The sequence below is a fragment of the Lacrimispora xylanolytica genome (assembly GCF_026723765.1).
GTDB lineage: Bacteria > Bacillota > Clostridia > Lachnospirales > Lachnospiraceae > Lacrimispora > Lacrimispora xylanolytica.
This window is the reverse complement of record NZ_CP113524.1, coordinates 2,684,590-2,703,767: the sequence shown is the minus strand read 5'-3', so window position 1 is coordinate 2,703,767 and position 19,178 is coordinate 2,684,590. Positions and strand designations below refer to the sequence as shown.

18 protein-coding genes and 1 other RNA gene are annotated in these 19,178 nt (G+C 39.9%); 17 read left to right on the top strand and 2 right to left on the bottom strand.

The features are described from left to right. Window positions 1–73 precede the first annotated feature (73 nt). The 8 genes from OW255_RS12675 (at window position 74) to OW255_RS12640 (ending at window position 8,564) form a co-directional block, all read left to right on the top strand. Window positions 74–2,332 carry a ribonucleoside-diphosphate reductase subunit alpha gene (locus tag OW255_RS12675; protein ID WP_268114296.1) on the top strand — a complete coding sequence of 753 codons (2,259 nt, stop codon included), beginning with the start codon at window positions 74–76 and terminating at the stop codon, window positions 2,330–2,332. A gap of 52 nt (window positions 2,333–2,384) precedes the next feature. Then, entirely contained in the window at window positions 2,385–3,428 is a 1,044-nt protein-coding gene (locus OW255_RS12670; RefSeq protein ID WP_024835570.1) for a ribonucleotide-diphosphate reductase subunit beta, read from the top strand. A gap of 88 nt (window positions 3,429–3,516) precedes the next feature. Next, window positions 3,517–3,858, top strand: a transfer-messenger RNA (tmRNA) gene (gene ssrA, locus OW255_RS12665). A gap of 175 nt (window positions 3,859–4,033) precedes the next feature. Continuing rightward, window positions 4,034–4,672, top strand: a complete 639-nt coding sequence (locus OW255_RS12660; RefSeq protein ID WP_268114295.1) for a hypothetical protein — start codon at window positions 4,034–4,036, stop codon at window positions 4,670–4,672. 235 nt (window positions 4,673–4,907) lie between these two features. Beyond that, window positions 4,908–5,303: a RidA family protein gene (locus tag OW255_RS12655; RefSeq protein ID WP_024835572.1), complete on the top strand. Its 396-nt coding sequence runs from the start codon at window positions 4,908–4,910 to the stop codon at window positions 5,301–5,303. A 282-nt stretch (window positions 5,304–5,585) separates the two neighbouring features. Continuing rightward, window positions 5,586–6,113, top strand: coding sequence for a GNAT family N-acetyltransferase (locus OW255_RS12650; RefSeq protein ID WP_268114294.1), 528 nt, complete (start codon window positions 5,586–5,588; stop codon window positions 6,111–6,113). A 20-nt stretch (window positions 6,114–6,133) separates the two neighbouring features. Further along, complete coding sequence (locus tag OW255_RS12645) at window positions 6,134–7,588, top strand: serine hydrolase domain-containing protein (protein ID WP_268114293.1); 1,455 nt, start codon at window positions 6,134–6,136, stop codon at window positions 7,586–7,588. 277 nt (window positions 7,589–7,865) lie between these two features. Continuing rightward, complete coding sequence (locus OW255_RS12640) at window positions 7,866–8,564, top strand: class I SAM-dependent methyltransferase (RefSeq protein WP_268114292.1); 699 nt, start codon at window positions 7,866–7,868, stop codon at window positions 8,562–8,564. 240 nt (window positions 8,565–8,804) lie between these two features. Here OW255_RS12640 and OW255_RS12635 read toward each other — a convergent pair whose 3' ends face one another. Together OW255_RS12635 and OW255_RS12630 are read right to left on the bottom strand one after the other, a co-directional pair. Beyond that, entirely contained in the window at window positions 8,805–9,005 is a 201-nt protein-coding gene (locus OW255_RS12635) for a cold-shock protein (RefSeq protein WP_024835577.1), read from the bottom strand. Between the two features lie 166 nt (window positions 9,006–9,171). Beyond that, window positions 9,172–9,774 (bottom strand): DUF2238 domain-containing protein, encoded by a 603-nt coding sequence (locus OW255_RS12630; protein WP_268114291.1) that lies wholly within the window; start codon window positions 9,772–9,774, stop codon window positions 9,172–9,174. Between the two features lie 137 nt (window positions 9,775–9,911). Here OW255_RS12630 and OW255_RS12625 point away from each other — a divergent pair, with 137 nt between their 5' ends. The 9 genes from OW255_RS12625 (at window position 9,912) to OW255_RS12585 (ending at window position 19,177) form a co-directional block, all read left to right on the top strand. Then, entirely contained in the window at window positions 9,912–10,400 is a 489-nt protein-coding gene (locus OW255_RS12625) for a hypothetical protein (RefSeq protein WP_268114290.1), read from the top strand. A 71-nt stretch (window positions 10,401–10,471) separates the two neighbouring features. Further along, window positions 10,472–11,044 (top strand): thymidine kinase, encoded by a 573-nt coding sequence (locus OW255_RS12620; protein ID WP_268114289.1) that lies wholly within the window; start codon window positions 10,472–10,474, stop codon window positions 11,042–11,044. A gap of 277 nt (window positions 11,045–11,321) precedes the next feature. Beyond that, on the top strand, window positions 11,322–11,882 hold the full coding sequence (locus tag OW255_RS12615; RefSeq protein WP_197029645.1) for a hypothetical protein: 561 nt from the start codon (window positions 11,322–11,324) through the stop codon (window positions 11,880–11,882). Next, on the top strand, window positions 11,875–12,084 hold the full coding sequence (locus tag OW255_RS12610; RefSeq protein WP_024835582.1) for a hypothetical protein: 210 nt from the start codon (window positions 11,875–11,877) through the stop codon (window positions 12,082–12,084). The genes OW255_RS12615 and OW255_RS12610 overlap by 8 nt, the downstream gene beginning before the upstream one ends. A 351-nt stretch (window positions 12,085–12,435) precedes the next feature. Then, entirely contained in the window at window positions 12,436–12,939 is a 504-nt protein-coding gene (locus OW255_RS12605; protein ID WP_024835584.1) for a MarR family winged helix-turn-helix transcriptional regulator, read from the top strand. A 4-nt stretch (window positions 12,940–12,943) separates the two neighbouring features. Beyond that, window positions 12,944–14,683 (top strand): ABC transporter ATP-binding protein, encoded by a 1,740-nt coding sequence (locus tag OW255_RS12600; RefSeq protein ID WP_024835585.1) that lies wholly within the window; start codon window positions 12,944–12,946, stop codon window positions 14,681–14,683. Continuing rightward, window positions 14,684–16,546 (top strand): ABC transporter ATP-binding protein, encoded by a 1,863-nt coding sequence (locus OW255_RS12595; protein ID WP_268114288.1) that lies wholly within the window; start codon window positions 14,684–14,686, stop codon window positions 16,544–16,546. A gap of 373 nt (window positions 16,547–16,919) precedes the next feature. After that, window positions 16,920–18,257 carry an electron transport complex subunit RsxC gene (gene rsxC / locus OW255_RS12590; RefSeq protein ID WP_268114287.1) on the top strand — a complete coding sequence of 446 codons (1,338 nt, stop codon included), beginning with the start codon at window positions 16,920–16,922 and terminating at the stop codon, window positions 18,255–18,257. Continuing rightward, window positions 18,254–19,177 carry an RnfABCDGE type electron transport complex subunit D gene (locus tag OW255_RS12585; RefSeq protein ID WP_268114286.1) on the top strand — a complete coding sequence of 308 codons (924 nt, stop codon included), beginning with the start codon at window positions 18,254–18,256 and terminating at the stop codon, window positions 19,175–19,177. The genes rsxC and OW255_RS12585 overlap by 4 nt, the downstream gene beginning before the upstream one ends. The last annotated feature ends 1 nt before the right edge of the window (window position 19,178 follow it).

Below are 19,178 nucleotides of genomic sequence, written 5' to 3'. Positions count from 1 at the left end.
GTATATTCTTATAGTACATCTGATAACAGTTATTGGTATTAATTTATATATGACAGAATGGCGGGAATGATCTATGGATATAAGAGACAAAAACAAAGAGCTTTTACAATTATTTCAAGATGTGCCGGAGCTTTTAGCAGTGCTAAAGGGCATCGAGGAAAAGTGGCAGGACCCATCCTATGGCCTTGTTCATTTATATGATAAATTTATGGCATTTTATAAAGGGGAGGAAACCATTTCTGACCGGTTTAAAGTGCTTATTCAGGCAGCCGTGGAGCTGACCACACAGGAAGCACCCGACTGGGAATACATTAGTGCCAGGCTATTAATGCTACAATTTGAGCTGGGCCTGAAAAAAGAGCTGAAGCTGCAGAAGATTGAAAGCTTTTACCAGAAGATATGTGTTCTAACAAAGGAAGAGCTTTACGGGGATTATATACTAAAACATTACACTAAGAATGAAATTGACCGCTATGAGGCGTACATAGATCCGTCAAGAAATCATTGCCTTAATTACTCTGGGCTGGAGCTTCTTCTTAGCCGGTATGTAATCAGAAGTCGCCAGAATGTCCCCATGGAAACGCCCCAGGAGATGTTTATGGGCATCGCCATGCATCTGGCTATGGAAGAGAAGAGCGACCGGGAGGCTTGGGTAAAACGCTTTTACGATATGCTCAGCTCTTTAAAAGTGACCATGGCAACTCCAACACTATCCAACGCCAGAAAGCCTTATCATCAGCTTTCTTCCTGTTTTATTGACACAGTACCGGACAGCCTTGACGGAATATACCGGAGTATAGACAGCTTTGCTAAAGTAAGTAAATTTGGAGGTGGCATGGGCCTTTATTTCGGTAAGGTTCGTGCGGCAGGAAGTACCATTCGTGGGTTTAAGGGAGCAGCAGGCGGGGTGATTCGCTGGATCAAGCTTGCCAATGACACTGCGGTAGCGGTAGATCAGTTAGGGGTACGTCAGGGAGCGGTAGCCGTATATCTGGATGCCTGGCATAAAGATCTGCCGGAGTTTCTGGCCATCAGGACCAACAATGGAGATGACCGTATGAAGGCCCATGATGTTTTTCCAGCTGTCTGCTATCCCAATCTCTTCTGGAAGATGGTAAAGGAGAATATAGAAGGGGACTGGCATCTTATGTGCCCCCACGAGATTCTATCTGTAAAGGGCTGGTCACTGGAGGACTCCTATGGCGCTCTTTGGGAGGAACGGTACTTGGACTGTATAAGTGACAGCCGCATTCAGAAACGGGTCATTCCTATCAAAGATATAATCCGCCTTATATTGAAAAGTGCGGTAGAGACAGGAACTCCATTTGCCTTTAACCGGGATATTGTAAATGAAGCCAATCCAAATGGACACAGCGGAATCATTTATTGCAGCAACCTCTGTACGGAAATTGCTCAAAATATGAGTGGAGTAGAAGAAATTGAGCAGCGCTACGAGACCATCAACGGAGAAACGGTAGTGGTTACGGTTACAAAACCTGGAGATTTTGTGGTATGTAACCTGGCCAGCCTCTCCCTTGGTAATATTGATCTAAGTGACCCGCAAGAGCTGACTCAGCTTACCAGAAGTGCAGTGAGAGCCCTTGACAATGTCATTGATTTAAATTTCTTTCCAGTGCCTTATGCAAAGCTTAACAATCTTCGTTATCGTCCCATTGGCCTTGGGGTAAGCGGATATCACCACATGCTGGCAAAGAATCAGATTGCATGGGAGTCAGAAGACCATCTTAAGTTTGCAGACCGCATTTTTGAGACCATTAATTTTGCTGCGATTGAAGCCAGCAGTGATTTTGCGGCGGAGAAGGGCAGCTATGAAAGGTTTGATGGCAGTGACTGGCAGACAGGAGCCTATTTTTCCAAACGCCGCTATGATTCACCAGAATGGGAACACCTGCGTAAAAGGGTTGCTTCCTCTGGTATGAGAAATGGCTGGTTAATGGCGATTGCGCCCACCAGCAGTACCAGCATGATCGCCGGCACGACAGCAGGCCTTGATCCTGTTATGAGCCGTTACTATCTGGAAGAAAAGAAACATGGCCTTGTTCCCCGTGTGGCCCCTGACTTGACACCTGAAACATTTTGGAGATATAAAAATGCTCACTTAATCGATCAGAAATGGTCCATTCGGGCCGCTGGTGTCCGCCAGAGGCATGTGGACCAGGCCCAAAGCATGAATCTTTACATTACCAACGATTACACCCTGCGCCAGGTGTTAAATCTTTACATTCTGGCCTGGGAATCCGGGGTAAAGACCATCTATTATGTAAGATCCAAGAGTCTGGAAGTAGAGGAATGTGAAGCCTGCTCCAGTTAATGTATCAATCTAAGCAGACAAAGAAAAAGGAAAAGGAGTTGGTAAAACCTTTATGGAACAATTAAAGAAACGGCCTTTGTTTAATCCGGACGGTGATATTGATGTAAGGAACCGCCGAATGATTAACGGCAATACCACAAATCTCAATGATTTTAACAATATGAAATACTCCTGGGTAAGTGACTGGTACCGACAGGCCATGAATAATTTCTGGATACCCGAAGAAATCAATTTAGGCAGAGATACCAAGGACTATCCCCTGCTTAGTAAGTCAGAGCGGAGAGCTTACGATAAGATATTGTCATTTCTGGTGTTTTTAGACAGCATACAGACGGCAAATCTACCGGCCATCGGAGAGTATGTGACTGCAAATGAAATCAACCTCTGCCTTTCCATTCAGACCTTTCAGGAGGCGGTTCACAGTCAAAGCTACAGCTACATGCTTGATACCATCTGTGAGCCACAGACAAGAAATGAAGTGTTATATCAGTGGAAAAGCGATCCCTATCTGCTGAAACGCAATACTTTTATCGGGAATCTTTATAACGAATTTCAAAATGACAAAAGTCCTTTTGCTTTTTTAAAGGTAGTGATTGCCAATTTTATACTGGAGGGAATCTATTTCTACAGCGGTTTCATGTTCTTTTATAATTTAGGAAGAAATCAAAAGATGACAGGCTCTTCTCAGGAAATCCGTTATATCAACCGGGATGAGAATACTCATTTGTGGCTGTTTCGCAGTATGATACTGGAACTGAAAAAAGAAGAACCCCAGCTTTTTACTAAGGAATGTGTGGAAATCTACCGAAACATGATTCGTGAGGGCTGTGAGCAGGAAATCGAATGGGGCTGTTATGCCATTGGAGATGAGGTGCCTGGCCTGACATCTCAGATGATTACGGATTATATCAAGTATCTTGGGAATTTACGATGCCATAGCCTCGGCTGGGACCCCGTATATGAAGGCCATGAAAGAGAGCCGGAAAGCATGTCCTGGGTCAGCCAGTACAGCAACGCCAATCTGATTAAAACAGACTTCTTCGAAGCCAGAAGTACCGCATACGCAAAGAGCAGTGCGCTCATCGATGACTTATAACAGGAGATTGAATCCAGCAAAAGTACTGACCTTGACAAACATTTTTTTTCGTGTTAATATGATAATACTCTGTAGAGAGTACCAGTCAGGGGCAGTACTGGTTTCGACAGGGGCTATGCAGCTGGTGAAGCTATCCGTATGCGATGCGTCAAATGGCAAACCTAAATATAAACGCTAACAATAATAAATTAGCTTTAGCAGCGTAAGCTGCTTGTCGGCCTTAAGGCACTCACACTTTAAGATCCCGGCATCGACTATGTGAGAAACGACGTGTACAAAGCTTTGAGTACACGGACGTATTATGAAGCTACTGAAGCTGTAAGGGTGTCAGTTCCCGTGCAGCGGAGGGAATGTCAATAGACTGACTATGATAGTAGAAGAACAGGGAATTGGTTTTTGGACACGGGTTCAACTCCCGTCTGCTCCACTAAAAAAAGTCTAGCATATGCTAGGCTTTTTTAATTTACGTGTTGTATCATTTGAAAATGCTCCTATTTCCAGGGGCTCTTTTTTTATTAGTTGAAACAATTTACCAAATAGAGCATAATAAAACCTATAAGTGTCACGTGATATCACACGGGAAATTTATTATTAGGGGGCGTACGATGAAAAAGTACCTTTTAACAATAGCACTGACTCTAGGTGTTATTTGCATCACAGGCTGTTCAAAAGATAGCAAGGTATCACAAATTATAGCTGAATCCATGGGCGAAGCTACGTTTTACGAGGAAGATAAGAGAGTCACATTTACTTTGAGAAGTTTTCCATATGACATGGAATACAAGAAGTATACTCTTCCGTATTTATCATGTGAACTGTATCAGGAAAAATCAGATGATAATGATACTTATACACCTTACGTAATTGCTAAGGTTAATATTAGTGAAATGGATGATGAAGCCTTACTTGGGTTTGATGAAGATTTATTTGTTTATGGAAAAATATCAAATGACAAAAATCAATTGAATAAGGATTTATCAAAAATTTGTGAAATTGATCACGATGGATATCGATATTATGTATTCTCCAAGGCATCTTCTACGTCTGATGGTTATAAATATGATTTCACGGAATCCAGTTTTAGTTTAACTTTTTTTATTTTACAAGGCGAAGAATATAGAGCTTTACAGTTTGACTATCAGGGTTATACAAGTTCAACGGTCAAAGATTTGAACGAGATCGATAATGACATCCGGCATGAAATCAAACAAAAGCAATTAGAAGCTGCAAAACCTAAGATATAAAAATTAACCTATTACTGGTTCTAGAACACAACTTGACAAAGCCCTTATTAATCGATACAATGGGGGCGTGGGAGGTGGCGGAATGATACAATTCTTATGTTCAAGAAGTATTGAACATCATAAAAATTCCATCTCTGTTTTTGATAAATAAATTTCTATCAACGGATAATTATATATTATGTGCAATATATAATGGTAGAAATTATTTTATCCCTAAACAGAAAGGATTATTAAAGTGAACAATAATGTAGTTAGTAGACTAGATTCCTCAGGAGTGAGTAAAGCAGTAGGGAATTATACTCATATAACAAAAATTGAGCCAAATGCAACATTTTACACTTTTTCCGGACAAGTCGGAGCGGATTTAGATGGTAACTTTCCTGATGAGTTTAATCAGCAAGTAAATAATACATTTTTAAATATATCCAATTTATTAAAGAGTATAGATCTCATCCCAGATCATGTGGTCAAGGTCAATATATGGTCAACTGAAGCAATAGACTGGAATTATTTTTATAAGGTTTATGATGATTTTTTTGGTACGCCTTATCCTTCTATGACGGTTGCTTATGTTAATGCCTTAGGATTAGAAGAGATAAAATTAGAAATTGAAATATGGGCAGCAAAATAATTTGGTTTTTTTATTCCTGATTTAATATTATAAGCAAATACAATGCTAAAGAAAACACCTGTCGATTTATGGTCGATAGGTGTTTTCTTTATAAAGTAGTAGCAATATGATAAGTAAAAAAAAATATAAATATAGTTAGAGATAATGTAACTTAGTATTGAATTTGAAAAAAATATTCGGATTATTTTTTGCTGTTTAATTAACTTGTAAAATTACTCTGCCAAATCTATAATAAAGATAATAATTAGAATGGAGATGGGCGTATTGGAGGTAAAGAATCATATGAATCAATCTGAACTATTTCTGGTGTTGCCGTCCGAAGAATATAAGGATAAGATACTGGAATTCAAAGAAGAGTTTTGTAAAAGCGGTGATACCTTATACGGCACAGAGAACTTACAGTCAATGAGTAATATTGAGGAATGGCTTTTAAAAGTACATAATAATCAAAGGGAAGAAACAGTAGAACCAGGAAAAGCCCCTTCTTATGAGTTCATGGCTATAAGAGAGTGTGATGGAAAGTTAATTGGAATGATTAATGTTAGGTATAATCTAAAAAAAGAGATGTATCTATATTATGGAAATATCGGATATTGTGTCCGAAAATCAGAACGAAAAAAAGGTTATGCCGCTGAAATGTTAAGGCTGGCATTGTTTGAAGCCAGAAAAATCGGATTAGATAAGGTTCTTCTAACCGTCGATAGTGATAACTTAGCCTCCATTGCAACAATGAAAAAGAATGGAGCAATATTGGAAAATGAAGTTCCTTACAATGGGAAAATCACACATCGATACTGGATTAAATGTTAATTTTCTAAAACGGAGAGTCTATGAAAAAAATTATTATTCTTATAATGACAGCACTTATTCTTATCTCGAAATTCCCAATGATAAGTTACGCATTGTCGGATTCCGAATCTGATTCCATACAAACATTGCTTAATGATGCCTGCCGTATATCCGGTGTTCCGGGAATGTCAATGACAATACTGGAAAATAATGAGGTATTCTATTTTTCATCCGGGTACGCGGACCGTGAAAAGAGATTGCTTGCCAGTGAAAATACTCTCTATGAGCTTGCTTCGGTCAGTAAAGCCTTTACTGGTATGGGGATTTTACTGATGGAAGAAAAAGGGATGCTGTCAATGAGCGATTCCATTCAAAAGTATTTACCTTGGTTTACGTTAAAGTATCAGGGGAGGCCCATTGATATGCAAAATATTACACTCAATGACTTTCTGCACCATACCAGCGGTTTAACGAATAGCGGTCACAGTCAATACATTCCACAAGGGAACACGCCGGATATGCTGCGTAAGACAGTGGAAATGCTTTCAGGAGCTGAGTTGTCATTTTCTCCTGGCGAGCAGTGTCGATATGGAACTGTTAATTATGACGTGTTGGGACTGGTTATGGAAACCGTTTCGGGTCAGAGCTACGAAGATTACATGAAAGAACAAGTGCTTCAACCATTAGGTTTACATCAAACATATGTTTATAAGACAGAGGCCGAAGCCACCGGAGAATTGGCACAGGGCTACCGCTCGTCATTCTTCATTACAGTTCCGTACGATGCGCCGGATTTTGCAGGAAATAAGCCAGCGGGTTATATCATTTCCTGCACCAAAGATATGGCACGCTGGATGAACATACAGATGGGAGCGGTGGAGGATATACCTGAAGTATTTCATAAGGTAATCAAAAAATCCCATCAAGGAAATCTGTCAGTCACGGATGATAACGGTATGTTTTATGGGGCGGGCTGGTATGTAAATTCCGACCAATCTTATTTGGAGCACCCGGGAGGCAACCCCAATTTCTCCACGAAAGTGTTACTCTTGCCAAAGAAAAACATCGCCGTATGCCTGTTGACCAATGGTGTAAATACGAACACCAATCTTGTGATGCAAGTAGAAGAAATATTAGAGGGGAAACAGTCTCAAACCTATAAAATCAGCAGCTCGCAGTTGCTTGATATCGCTTTGTCATTAGCCACAATTATATGCTGTCTGTTTGCCGGCCTGTTCTTCTTTTTAGGATTGTATAGAAAGAATAAGTACTATCATCAGAAAATGACCCAAAATGGCATAATAACAACCGCCAGTTGTCTGGTAGTTACAGTATTGATTTGGGTTATTCCTCTGCTAATCGGAAATAGGTGGTCGATGATACTTGTCTGGCAGACATATAGTATTCTTACAGCGATCATATCACTGGCGTTGTTAACCACATGTATTACATGGTTTTTATACATTGCAAACACTACCCGTTTAAAAGACGATTAAGCGTAACCATCTACAAATAATCCCGGTGAGGAAGTATATGGAGCAATCAGATTTACTTTAATATTAGCGCAGCACCGCCATCTTCATACACATATGGGAATGATAATGGGATTTGTAATAGATGATGCCAAACTATGGCCAAGAGTACTGGGGCTGGAAACTCCTTTTCCCTCGGATTCTTATAGTAAATATTTTTAGATATGGAAATTTGACTGTCTGGGGAAATATGGTATTCTAAATCAATCATAAAACAAAATGTAATAAGGGGGAAAATATAGTGAACAAGCAGTTAGAATTAGTGGCGGCATCTTATGATAAAGGCATTGAACTTGGGAGAAAAGGCATTGACTCTTATGAGAATTTTCCGGAATACATAACAAAAGATCCTGAATATGAGCTGTTTCTAAAAATGAGACAAGAAGTAGGCCTCTCAGACAGCAGCCGTACGGAAATCGTTGATTTTTTATCTCCGTCCAGCAAAATGAATTTTATTGATCTTGGCTGTTGCTTGAATTTTTTGTATGGCGGATATAAAGATTGGCCCTCCACCTATCATGGGGTAGATATAAGCAGTAAGACCATTGAATTATTGCAGAAGCTCACTGAAAAAAAACAGTTATCAGTAGGTTCCTTTCAATGCTGCAGCATGCATCAAACTCCATTTGAAACAAGCTTTTTTGATATTGGAGCGTGTATTGGTTCCCTGGAGTACTTTGAAAAAGATTTTGTGGAGAAAGTGATTTTGGAGGCGCACAGGATTATAAAGCCTGACGGAAAATTCGTTCTGGACGTTCCAGACTTAGGGTCTCCTGAATTCTCAATTACCATGAAGATTGAAGCGTATTTAGGTAGAGAAGATAAGTATGATTTATCACCGGAAGAATTTGAGCAATACATCCGGGATTATTTTAAAATAGAGAAAAAAGAAAAAGTTGGCCCTATGATTCAATATTTCTTAACATGTACCAACAAATAGAAGGACGCAAAAAGACTACCAGCTAACATGTTAGCCCATAGTTTATATTATGATACCATTAATATGTTATTTTTAGGTTGAGTCAGCAAGGAATATGGATATAAACCCTGCTGACTTAGCTGTAATTATTAACATTGCTCTGACTATTTAATAATCAGTCTTGAAACATATTCACTTATCAATTTGGTATTTTGAACAAGATAAATAAGTTAGATGTGATGAATTAAAATAGGTGAGAGATTATGCGATGTGAACATTAACAGCCTGAAGGCCACGATTGCCCTGGGTAGTTTCAAATACAACTGACTGACCATCTTCTAAAGACTTAAAACCTTCCATAGCGAGACCAGAGAAATGAACGAATACATCGTTTCCTTCTTCATCACAGATAAAGCCGAATCCCTTTTGTGCGTTAAACCATTTAACTGTACCTTTTTTCATAAAAGATACCTCCTTAAAATTATAATGTATTTCTGCGAAGATAAAAAAATCGCATATACTTGTAAATCATCAATAAATAATGACTTACAAATATATGCGAAATCAAAACTTTATTTAAAATACAAATGGATTATATCATAATGCACAATAAAAGTCAATCGGTTATTTATAAGAAAAACCACCAGACCGCCGAGGCCAATACAGCGCCAACTATACAACAGTTAAAATCGTTCATCGTATCCACCAGTCCGGCAGGCTGAATTGCCTTCTCTGATAAGTGAATATTAGATACATGGTTTTTATTAATATGAAATTTCTGCCATCGTTGAGCATTTCCGTGGAGGACACAATCGCTTACGTATTCCAACACTTCCCAAAAGACGTGAAGTGTGATGGAAAAATTAAATCCAAATAAAATGACAAGTATTTTTGTTATATCAGACCCTGCACGAATTGTGGCGATTCCAAAGCCTACGAATGCTGCTCCGGAGAGAAAATGAGTGATGCGGTCCCACCAGCTGAATCTGTCATAATAACCTAAGGAGCCACCAAGATATAAAGTCATAAACAGGATGACCAGATAAATAAGTATGCTGAACGAATCTATTTCCACACGTAAGATAACATGAATCAGTGCAGGCAGAAAGGTCATGGCAAACACAAGAAGAGCCGATTTCATGAATCTGGCTTCTCGTTTTGCCCCATGATATACGGCTAAAGCAAGTAAAGTGCAACGAAAAATAATTTGTAAGAGATACATAAGTTTCATATCATCACCTCGCAATTTAAGTATGTGCGATTACAGAGAAAGTATGTAATTACAAGTGGAATTATATAAAATGAGTCAGATGCTTACGATTCTATGGTATTCATGGTATAATCTTTGATTGAAAGGAGGTTTAATCGTTGAACGTAAAAAATGAGTTAAAGGAACTTATTATTTTGGAAGGCTTTTCTGGAATCTCTTTTTTGATTTTGTATATGATCTGGATTCGAAAATTTCAACTCTCATTTTCAATGGTGGCCTTTTATCCTATTTTATGCTGCAGCATCATACTGATACAGGGAAGTATATTTTGGGGTATCACTCTATGGGGAATCAATGGAAGAGCACTTAATATGGAGCCGATAGCAAACATATACCGCTTATTTCGTATCATTGACGGAGGTATTTTAATCGCATACATTGTAGTCCTCCTTGGTGCAGAAGTTACGGAAAAGAGGTTAATATTTGGCATAGCTGTTTACATCTTTTCCATTTTAGAATATATTAATTATTACTACGTCAGATTGTCTTACCCCCTTTTTGAATTTATGAGGCGATTGGTGAAAGTCAATTTCAGTAAATCCAGAATCGCCAGGCTGTTAGAAAATTCGGCTAGGCTCAGGCGTTAAACTACATAAGAAGATATTAGGGGATAAAACGTAGAATTTTACTTCAAAAGAGATGGCATAAGGAGGAAAAGGTGGCAAAATTATATTTTAAATATGGTGCAATGGGAAGTTCAAAGACGGCCAATGCGCTGATGACCAGATACAATTTCATAGAAAAGGGGAAAAAGGCATTACTGATAAAGCCAGACATCGAAACCCGTGATGATATTAAAAAGATCAAGTCAAGAGTAGGACTTGAGGCTGAGTGCATCTTATTTTCCCAGCTTAAGGGCTTTGAACCGGAAGTAATAAAGGGATATGATGTAATTATAGTAGATGAAGCTCAATTTCTTATGGAATCAGACATTGATTTTTTAGCATACATTGTTGACAATTATAATATCACCGTATTTTGTTATGGGCTTAGAACTGATTTTACTTCCCATCTCTTTCCTGGATCCACTCGCCTCTTAGAGCTGGCCGATGAGGTGGAGGAATTAAAGACTGCCTGCTGGTGCGGCAATAATGCAATTATGAACGCCAGGCTCGATCAGAATGGAAACATTCTTAGAAATGGGGAACAGATACTTCTGGGAGCAAATGATAAGTATGTTTCTCTTTGCAGGAAGCATTATAATGAAAATAAAATAAAAGAAGATATTTAAAAGATAGGATGTACAAAAAACCGTAAGCGGACATATCATAATTCGCTTGCGGTTTTTATATTGAAAGAATCTATACTCTAAGGCCTTTGTTGTTATAAATTTAAAATACTTTTCACATTTTCGAATTTCCTGCATATTCTGAATCATATGATAAAAATGCCAAAGGAATTACAAAGCAATGCGAAGAGAAAAAAAGTTGCATAAATGTTCACTGGATATCATGATGTGTAGCCATTACAGAGAATCATCAAAGGAAAGAGGGAGTATTGCAGCCCAAATGAAAGGAATCTTATATTACAACCGAACCATTAAAAAGGAGCCTGAAATCACAAAGCAAGTCTCAAAAGCAGCCAGAGAAGCTGGGATGAGCATGGCAGGGACTGAATGCAGGATCAAATCAAGAAAATCTTATCTAAAGAAAATTCGGAGAAAAAGCGGACCAAAGGCAAGCAGATATGAGGTAAAGGATATCTTAAGATATACCTATACCGCCTCCGGAGAAGAACTGGTAGAAAAAATCTCAAAAGTGATTGAGCTGTACACAGATTCAGGTTATAATACGGTTGAGATTAAAAACTACTGGCTTGACAGGCAGAATCCCTACAATGGAATCAATACCATTATGCGGTCCCCTGATGGACTGACCTTTGAACTCCAGTACCACACTCCTGAGAGTTTTGAGATAAAAAATGGGAAGATGCATGAACTATACGAAAAACAAAGGCCTATGAGAGATGTAAGCAGTAAAGAGTACATAGAATTGGGTGACAAGATGTTTGAACTCTCTGATTCTATGGAAATTCCGAAGGGCATAGAAAAGGTGAAAACTCATGAATGAAATCAGATTTTTGAAATTGACCGATTATGAAAACCAGGGAACTGTAATTAAGCAGGAAGGAAGGCAGTTCTTTGGTTATGAGCAAGGCTCATGGGTTAGACGCGGCCTCTCCCTTGGATACTTTTATCCGGATGCTCCGGAATTCGACTGCTATGAAGTGATTACAGAAATAGAGGCATTAAAACTATTAAAAGGGGAATAGTATGTTTATCTTTCAGGATGACCGTACATTCCCCTTTTATTTTTGTGATTCTATAAATAAGCAGGACAAGGCATACATATCATTTGTTCTTTCAAATGTTTCAAAATCATGTCTTTATAGGAAATTCTTAAAACATCCAAATGACTTAATAACATCATACTTTAAAATTCTGGGAATGATAGATCTATGGCAAGTCAGAATGACTCTATATAGGTAATAGTGACAAAAACTGATAAAAATTTTCATTTATTTTCCAGTAAATAAACAGTTGCAAATAAATATAGACAGTGCTATACTCTGATATAGTTAATTAGCTAATTATTAATCAGCTAACGGAAAGGGGAGGATCAAATGAAACCAGTAGGCGGAACTGAGGACGAACACATCGAAAACCCTCATTCCAAGCGGAGAAGTGTAATGCACAGCTATATGAAGATCATGAAACTGCACCGCTGCATTCTGGAGATGCGTTTAAAATATACCGGTGTATATCGCAGCCAGCATCAGATATTAATGATACTGGCAGACCATACCAATCTATCACAAAAGGAGCTGGCCGAGCGCCTGTATGTATCAACTGCCACCATAGCGGTGACAGTAAAGAAGTTGGAAAAGGGAGGATATATTACCCGGATTGTTGATCAGAATGATAATCGTATCAACAAACTTTGCCTGACAGAAGAAGGCAGGCATATGGTCAAGATCAGCAGAGAATTTTTTAAGAACGTAGAGTCCCAGATGTTTCATGATTTTTCAGAAGATGAATTGACTGTCATGGAACAATTTATGAATCGAATTTACAAAAATTTAACTGAAATTCCTATGGATAAGGATATGACAGAAAGAGAGGATTGATTGCTTGAAGAAATATTGGAAATATATAAAACCCTATCTTGCGGCATTTATACTGGCTCCCATCTTGATGCTTACAGAGGTCTTGGGAGAAATTATACTTCCTAAGCTCACTTCTATGATCATCAACAATGGGGTTGCCGGCAGGGATATCGGTTATATCATGCGGGCAGGAGCCATCATGGTAGGTATTGCGGCAGTGATGGCTTTGGGAGGAATCGGAGGAGCTTATTTTTCTGCTAAGGCCTCCATTAGCTTTAGTACGGATTTGAGAAGGGACATCTTTCATAAGGTCCAGCAGTTTTCCTTTAAGAATATTGATGATTTCAGCACAGGATCACTGATTACCAGGTTGACCAATGACATTCAGCAGATACAGAATGTAATCATGATGAGCCTTCGTCTTTTGTTTCGTGCACCTGGTATGCTGATCGGCGGTCTGATTATGGCATATTTAATGAACCGTCAGCTGGTGATGATACTGCTTGTGGTAATTCCCCTTCTTTTGATTGCGATTGCCATTATATTAACAGTGGCATATCCCCGCTTCCAGGCAATGCAAAAGAAAATCGACCGGTTAAATTCTGGTGTACAGGAAGCCCTTACCAATGTCCGGGTCATCAAATCATTTGTTCGGGAAGATTTTGAAAAAGAAAAATTCAGCGATACCAACCGGGATTTAAAGGAAGGCAGCCTTGCAGCCATGCAGGTTGTAATTACAGCTTTTCCGGTCATGATGCTGGCTATGAATATCACGACCATCGCCGTTGTTTGGTATGGGGGAAATTTAATTATTGCAGGTAAGATGCCGGTAGGTGATTTAACTGCATTTACAATTTATATTGTACAGATATTAATGTCCCTTATGATGCTGTCCATGGTATTTTTACAGGCTTCACGCGCCATGGCATCCTTAAAACGTGTCAATGAAGTTCTAAGTACAGAGATTGATTTATCTGATGAAGACGCAGCATATAAAGCTGCTACCGTAACAGAGGGCAGAGTCGAATTTAGGGATGTGAGCTTCCAGTATCTTAAAGGTAAGGAAGATATGGTCTTAAAGAAAATAAGTTTTACTGCAGAACCGGGGGAGACTATTGGTATTATCGGGTCCACAGGAAGCGGTAAAACGTCTCTGGTGCAGATGATTCCAAGGCTTTATGACGCTGATGAGGGTAAAGTACTGGTGGATGGCATCGATGTGAAGGATTATTCTCTTAGAAATCTAAGAGAAAGTGTTGCCATGGTTTTACAGCAGAATGTCTTATTCTCAGGTACCATAGAAGAGAACTTAAGGTGGGGAGACGAGAGTGCCACCATGGAAGATATTATAGAGATGGCTGAAAGCGCCCAGGCCAACGGGTTTATTACAAACTTTAAAGATGGTTATGAGACCGATCTTGGGCAAGGCGGCTCCAATGTATCCGGCGGACAAAAACAAAGGCTTTGTATTGCTAGAGCCCTGTTAAAAAGACCTAAAATACTCATTTTAGATGACAGCACCTCTGCAGTGGACACGGCAACAGAAGCTAAAATACGCGAATGCTTTCAGACTACTTTAAAGGATACGACAAAGTTTATTATAGCTCAAAGAATTGGTTCCGTAGAAAAAGCAGATAAGATAATTGTGTTAGATGAAGGGGAAATCGTTGGCATGGGTTCACACGATGACTTAATGAAGTCTTGTGAGGCATATCAGGAGATTTACTTTTCCCAGAGAGACCGGAAAAAGGAGGTGGGCGCATAAATGGATAATGCACAAAGAGTTGAAAGTTTAAAGCGGCGTTATGGACGTTCTCTGCCTCCTGCAAAACATAAAGGCGGCATGGGCGGGAAAAAAATGATGAAGACTGGAACGCCTAAGAATACAAAAGCAACCATCAAACGACTCCTGTCCTATTTAAATGAATTCAAAATCAGAATGGGTGCGGCTCTTTTTGCCGTTGTAGTTGGAACCCTGGCACAGCTTTCAGGAGCCTACATGCTAAGGCCTATTATTAATCAGTTCATTGCACCAACCGATGGAAGCCCAGGTGATGTACCAGGTCTGTTAAGAGGAATTCTGTTAATGGCAGCAGTGATGCTGATCGGTGTAGCGGCAAACTATGTACAGGCCAGGCTTATGCTGACCGTTGCCCAGAATGCATTGCAGAAAATAAGAGAAGATCTTTTTGGTAAAATGCAGACATTGCCGGTACGGTTTTATGACACCAATAACAATGGTGATCTCATCAGCCGTTTCAGCAACGATGTGGATACCATTGGACAGATGTTAAGCTCTACCCTGGTTCAGCTTTTTTCAGGAGCGCTTAGTATTGTAGGAACTCTGCTTCTTATGATATATACCAATATCTGGCTGACCCTTGTAACGGTTGTCCTTGTTCCCATTATGATCAATGCGGGTAAGGCAATCGCAATGAGGAGCCAGAAATACTTCTCAGCCCAGCAGGCTTCTTTAGGAGCTGTAAACGGATATATTGAAGAGACAATCAGCGGCCAGAAGGTAGTAAAGGTGTTCTGTCATGAGGATGTGGCGGAAGAAGAATTTGAAATTTTAAACGAAGATTTAAGAAATAACATGATACATGCTCAGTTTTTCGGCGGAGTCATTATGCCTGTTATGGGAAATTTAAGCCAGCTTAACTATACCCTGACTGCATGCGTAGGCGGACTCTTATGCGTGCTCCGTGGCTTTGATGTGGGTGGTCTCACCGTATTTTTATCCTTCTCCAGACAATTCAGCCGTCCAATCAATGAAATATCCATGCAGCTCAGCAATGTTTTCTCTGCACTTGCAGGAGCAGAGCGTGTGTTTGCCATCATGGATGAAGAGCCGGAACCAGAAGATGATAAGGATGCTGAGGTTCTGGAGCCAATGAAAGGTTTTGTAGAGTTAAAGAACGTTACCTTCGGATATAACCCGGATAAGGTGATACTAAAAGACATCAGTCTTTATGCAAAACCCGGCCAGAAGATTGCCTTTGTAGGATCGACGGGAGCTGGAAAAACTACCATCACCAATCTGGTTAACCGATTTTACGATATTCAGGGTGGTGAAATCACCATTGACGGCAAGAATATCCGTCATTTAAAAAAGGAGAATCTGCGACAGAATATTGCCATGGTTCTCCAGGACACTCATTTATTTACCGGAACTGTTATGGAAAATATCCGCTACGGAAGACTGGATGCCACCGATGAAGAAGTCATCGAAGCTGCAAAAACAGCTTCCGCTTATTCCTTTATCATGCGGCTTCCCTCCGGTTTCGACACGGTGCTAGAGGGAGATGGAGCAAATTTAAGCCAGGGACAGAGGCAGCTTTTAAACATAGCAAGGGCTGCTATTTCGAAGGCACCGATTCTTATCCTTGACGAAGCTACCAGTTCTGTAGATACCAGAACAGAAAAGCATATTGAAACAGGAATGGACCGGTTGATGGCCGATCGGACCACCTTTATCATAGCTCACCGTTTGTCAACCGTTCGAAATTCCGATGCCATTATGGTGCTGGAAAATGGTGAGATCATTGAGCGGGGAGATCATGAGGATTTATTGGCTCAAAAAGGCCGTTATTACCAACTTTATACAGGAGCAGTAGAACTGGATTAATACAGTTATGACTGTCTGACATCAGGAGCATGGAGATAATTTTACCATGCTCCTGATTTTTTGTTTTAATGGAAATTGGGTCATGTTACATAAAAAATCTTACCAGTTAGGAAGCACAGGACATAAATAAGGAAAAATTATCAATAACCCATCAACAAATTAATGATGATTCACGTCATGCCAGGCTCGCAATTTTTAAAGAAAATAACTGTTTTTGAGAAAAAAGGAATAGAAAAATAAGTATGAAATAAAATATAATGGTAAGATAGGAACAATAGTGTCATTTTTTGACGTTAGATTTTTCGTTGTTTCGAATGACAAATTATGGTATACTGGTGAAATTAAAAGTGTTTGCAGAGAAAGGGGTAGTTAGATGGGTTTGCCTACATTTAAAGGCGGCGTTCATCCTTATGAAGGAAAAGAATTGTCTGAAAATAAACCGGTGGTCTTGCTTCAACCAAAGGGAGAGATGGTATTTCCTTTGTCCCAGCATATCGGTGCTCCCGCAAAACCTTTGGTAGAAACAGGGGATAAGGTTTTAATGGGTCAGAAGATTGGTGAAATGGATGGCGCTATTTCAGCCTGTATTATTAGTTCTGTATCAGGAACTGTAAAAGGCATTGAACCAAGAAAAACAGCAGGTGGTTCCATGGTTCCGTCCATCATTATTGAAAATGATGGTGAGGACAAGTCTGTGGAATCCTTCGGCATAAAAAGGGATCCTGAAGCCTTATCAAAGGAAGAGATCCGGAATATTATAAAAGAATCTGGTATTGTGGGTCTTGGAGGGGCAGGATTTCCTACCTATGTAAAACTAACACCAAGAGATGACGCCAAAATTGATACGGTCATTGTAAATGGAGCAGAATGTGAGCCATACCTCACTTCGGATTACCGTATGCTGATGGAAGAACCGGAGAAGCTTATAAAAGGGCTTCGTATCATTCTTCGTTTGTTTGAACATGCAAAGGGCGTCATCGCCATTGAAAATAACAAGCCGGAAGCAATCAAAAGACTGAAAGAGCTGGTTCAGGACGAGCCTGGAATCACCGTATGTCCGTTGTCGACTAAGTATCCCCAGGGCTGGGAGCGAACTCTTATCCAGAGTGTGACCGGAAGAAGAGTAAGCGCAGACATGCTTCCTGCGGAGGTTGGCTGTATTGTAGACAATGTTGACACCGTGATTTCCATTTACAACGCGGTGGCAGAAAGCACGCCTCTGATTCGGAGAATCATAACTGTTACCGGAGACGCGATTGAAAATCCCCAAAACTATAATGTAAGAATTGGAAGCAGCTATGAACAGCTGGTTGAAGCTTCGGGTGGATTTAAAATGGAGCCTAAAAAGCTGATTTCTGGTGGCCCGATGACAGGAAAGGCTCTGGAGGATATAGATATCCCCGTTACGAAGGTAACGTCATCACTAGTTTGTATGGCAGATGATGAGGGAACCCTTGATCCTGTAACGTCTTGTATTCGCTGTGCCAGATGTGTAAGTGTCTGTCCAGGCCGAATCGTCCCTCAGCAAATGGTAATTGCTGCGGTCCACTCAGACACCGAACGGTATTTAAAATTAAAAGGAACAGATTGCTGTGAATGCGGAAGCTGTTCCTATATCTGCCCGGCCAGAATCCCGCTTACTGAGACCTTCATAAACATGAATCGAAGGCTGTCTGAGGCAGAAACAGCGGTCAGGAGGAAGAAAAAATGACTCAATCATTAACGATATCATCATCACCACATACTAGGTCCCAGGTAACGACTCCAAACATTATGTTTGATGTTGCAATTGCCTTGATTCCTGCATCTGCATATGGCGTTTACCAGTTTGGTATAAAAGCAGCACTTATTTTATTTATCAGTGTAATCTCCTGTGTGCTCAGTGAATTTGTCTATCAATCCCTGATGGACAGGCCAGTTACGGTAAGTGACGGAAGCGCTCTGGTCACGGGTATGATTCTTGGACTTAATATGCCGCCGTCCATATCCTTATGGATTCCATTTTTAGGCGGTATATTTGCGATAATTGTTGTAAAGCAGCTTTACGGCGGCATCGGTCAGAATTTTATGAATCCGGCCCTGGCTGCCAGATGTTTTCTACTGATATCTTTTGCAGGGGAGATGACTACGTTTACATACCATGACGCGGTTGTAAGCCCAACTCCACTTGCTGCTTTAAAAGCGGGACAATCGGTTGATTTAACCGCCATGTTCATTGGAAAAATACCTGGATCCATGGGGGAAGTATCTGTAATTGCCCTGTTGATCGGTGCTGTTTATATGTTGATTCGCAAGGTAATTACCTTAAGAATTCCAGCAGCTTATCTCATTACCTTTGCCTTGTTTGTATTTATTTTCGGACAGCAGGATATAAGCTATGTTCTTGCCCATTTATGTGGGGGCGGAGTCATCTTTGGTGCATTTTTTATGGCAACAGATTATTCCTCTAGTCCAATCACAAGTAAAGGGCAGATACTATTTGGAATACTTCTGGGAATTTTAACCGGCTTATTCCGGTTATTTGGAGGATCTCCGGAAGGAGTATCTTATGCTATTATCCTTAGTAACCTATTGGTACCGTTAATTGAGGAAATTTCTTTCCCGATTCCATTAGGAAGGGAGAAAAGATAAG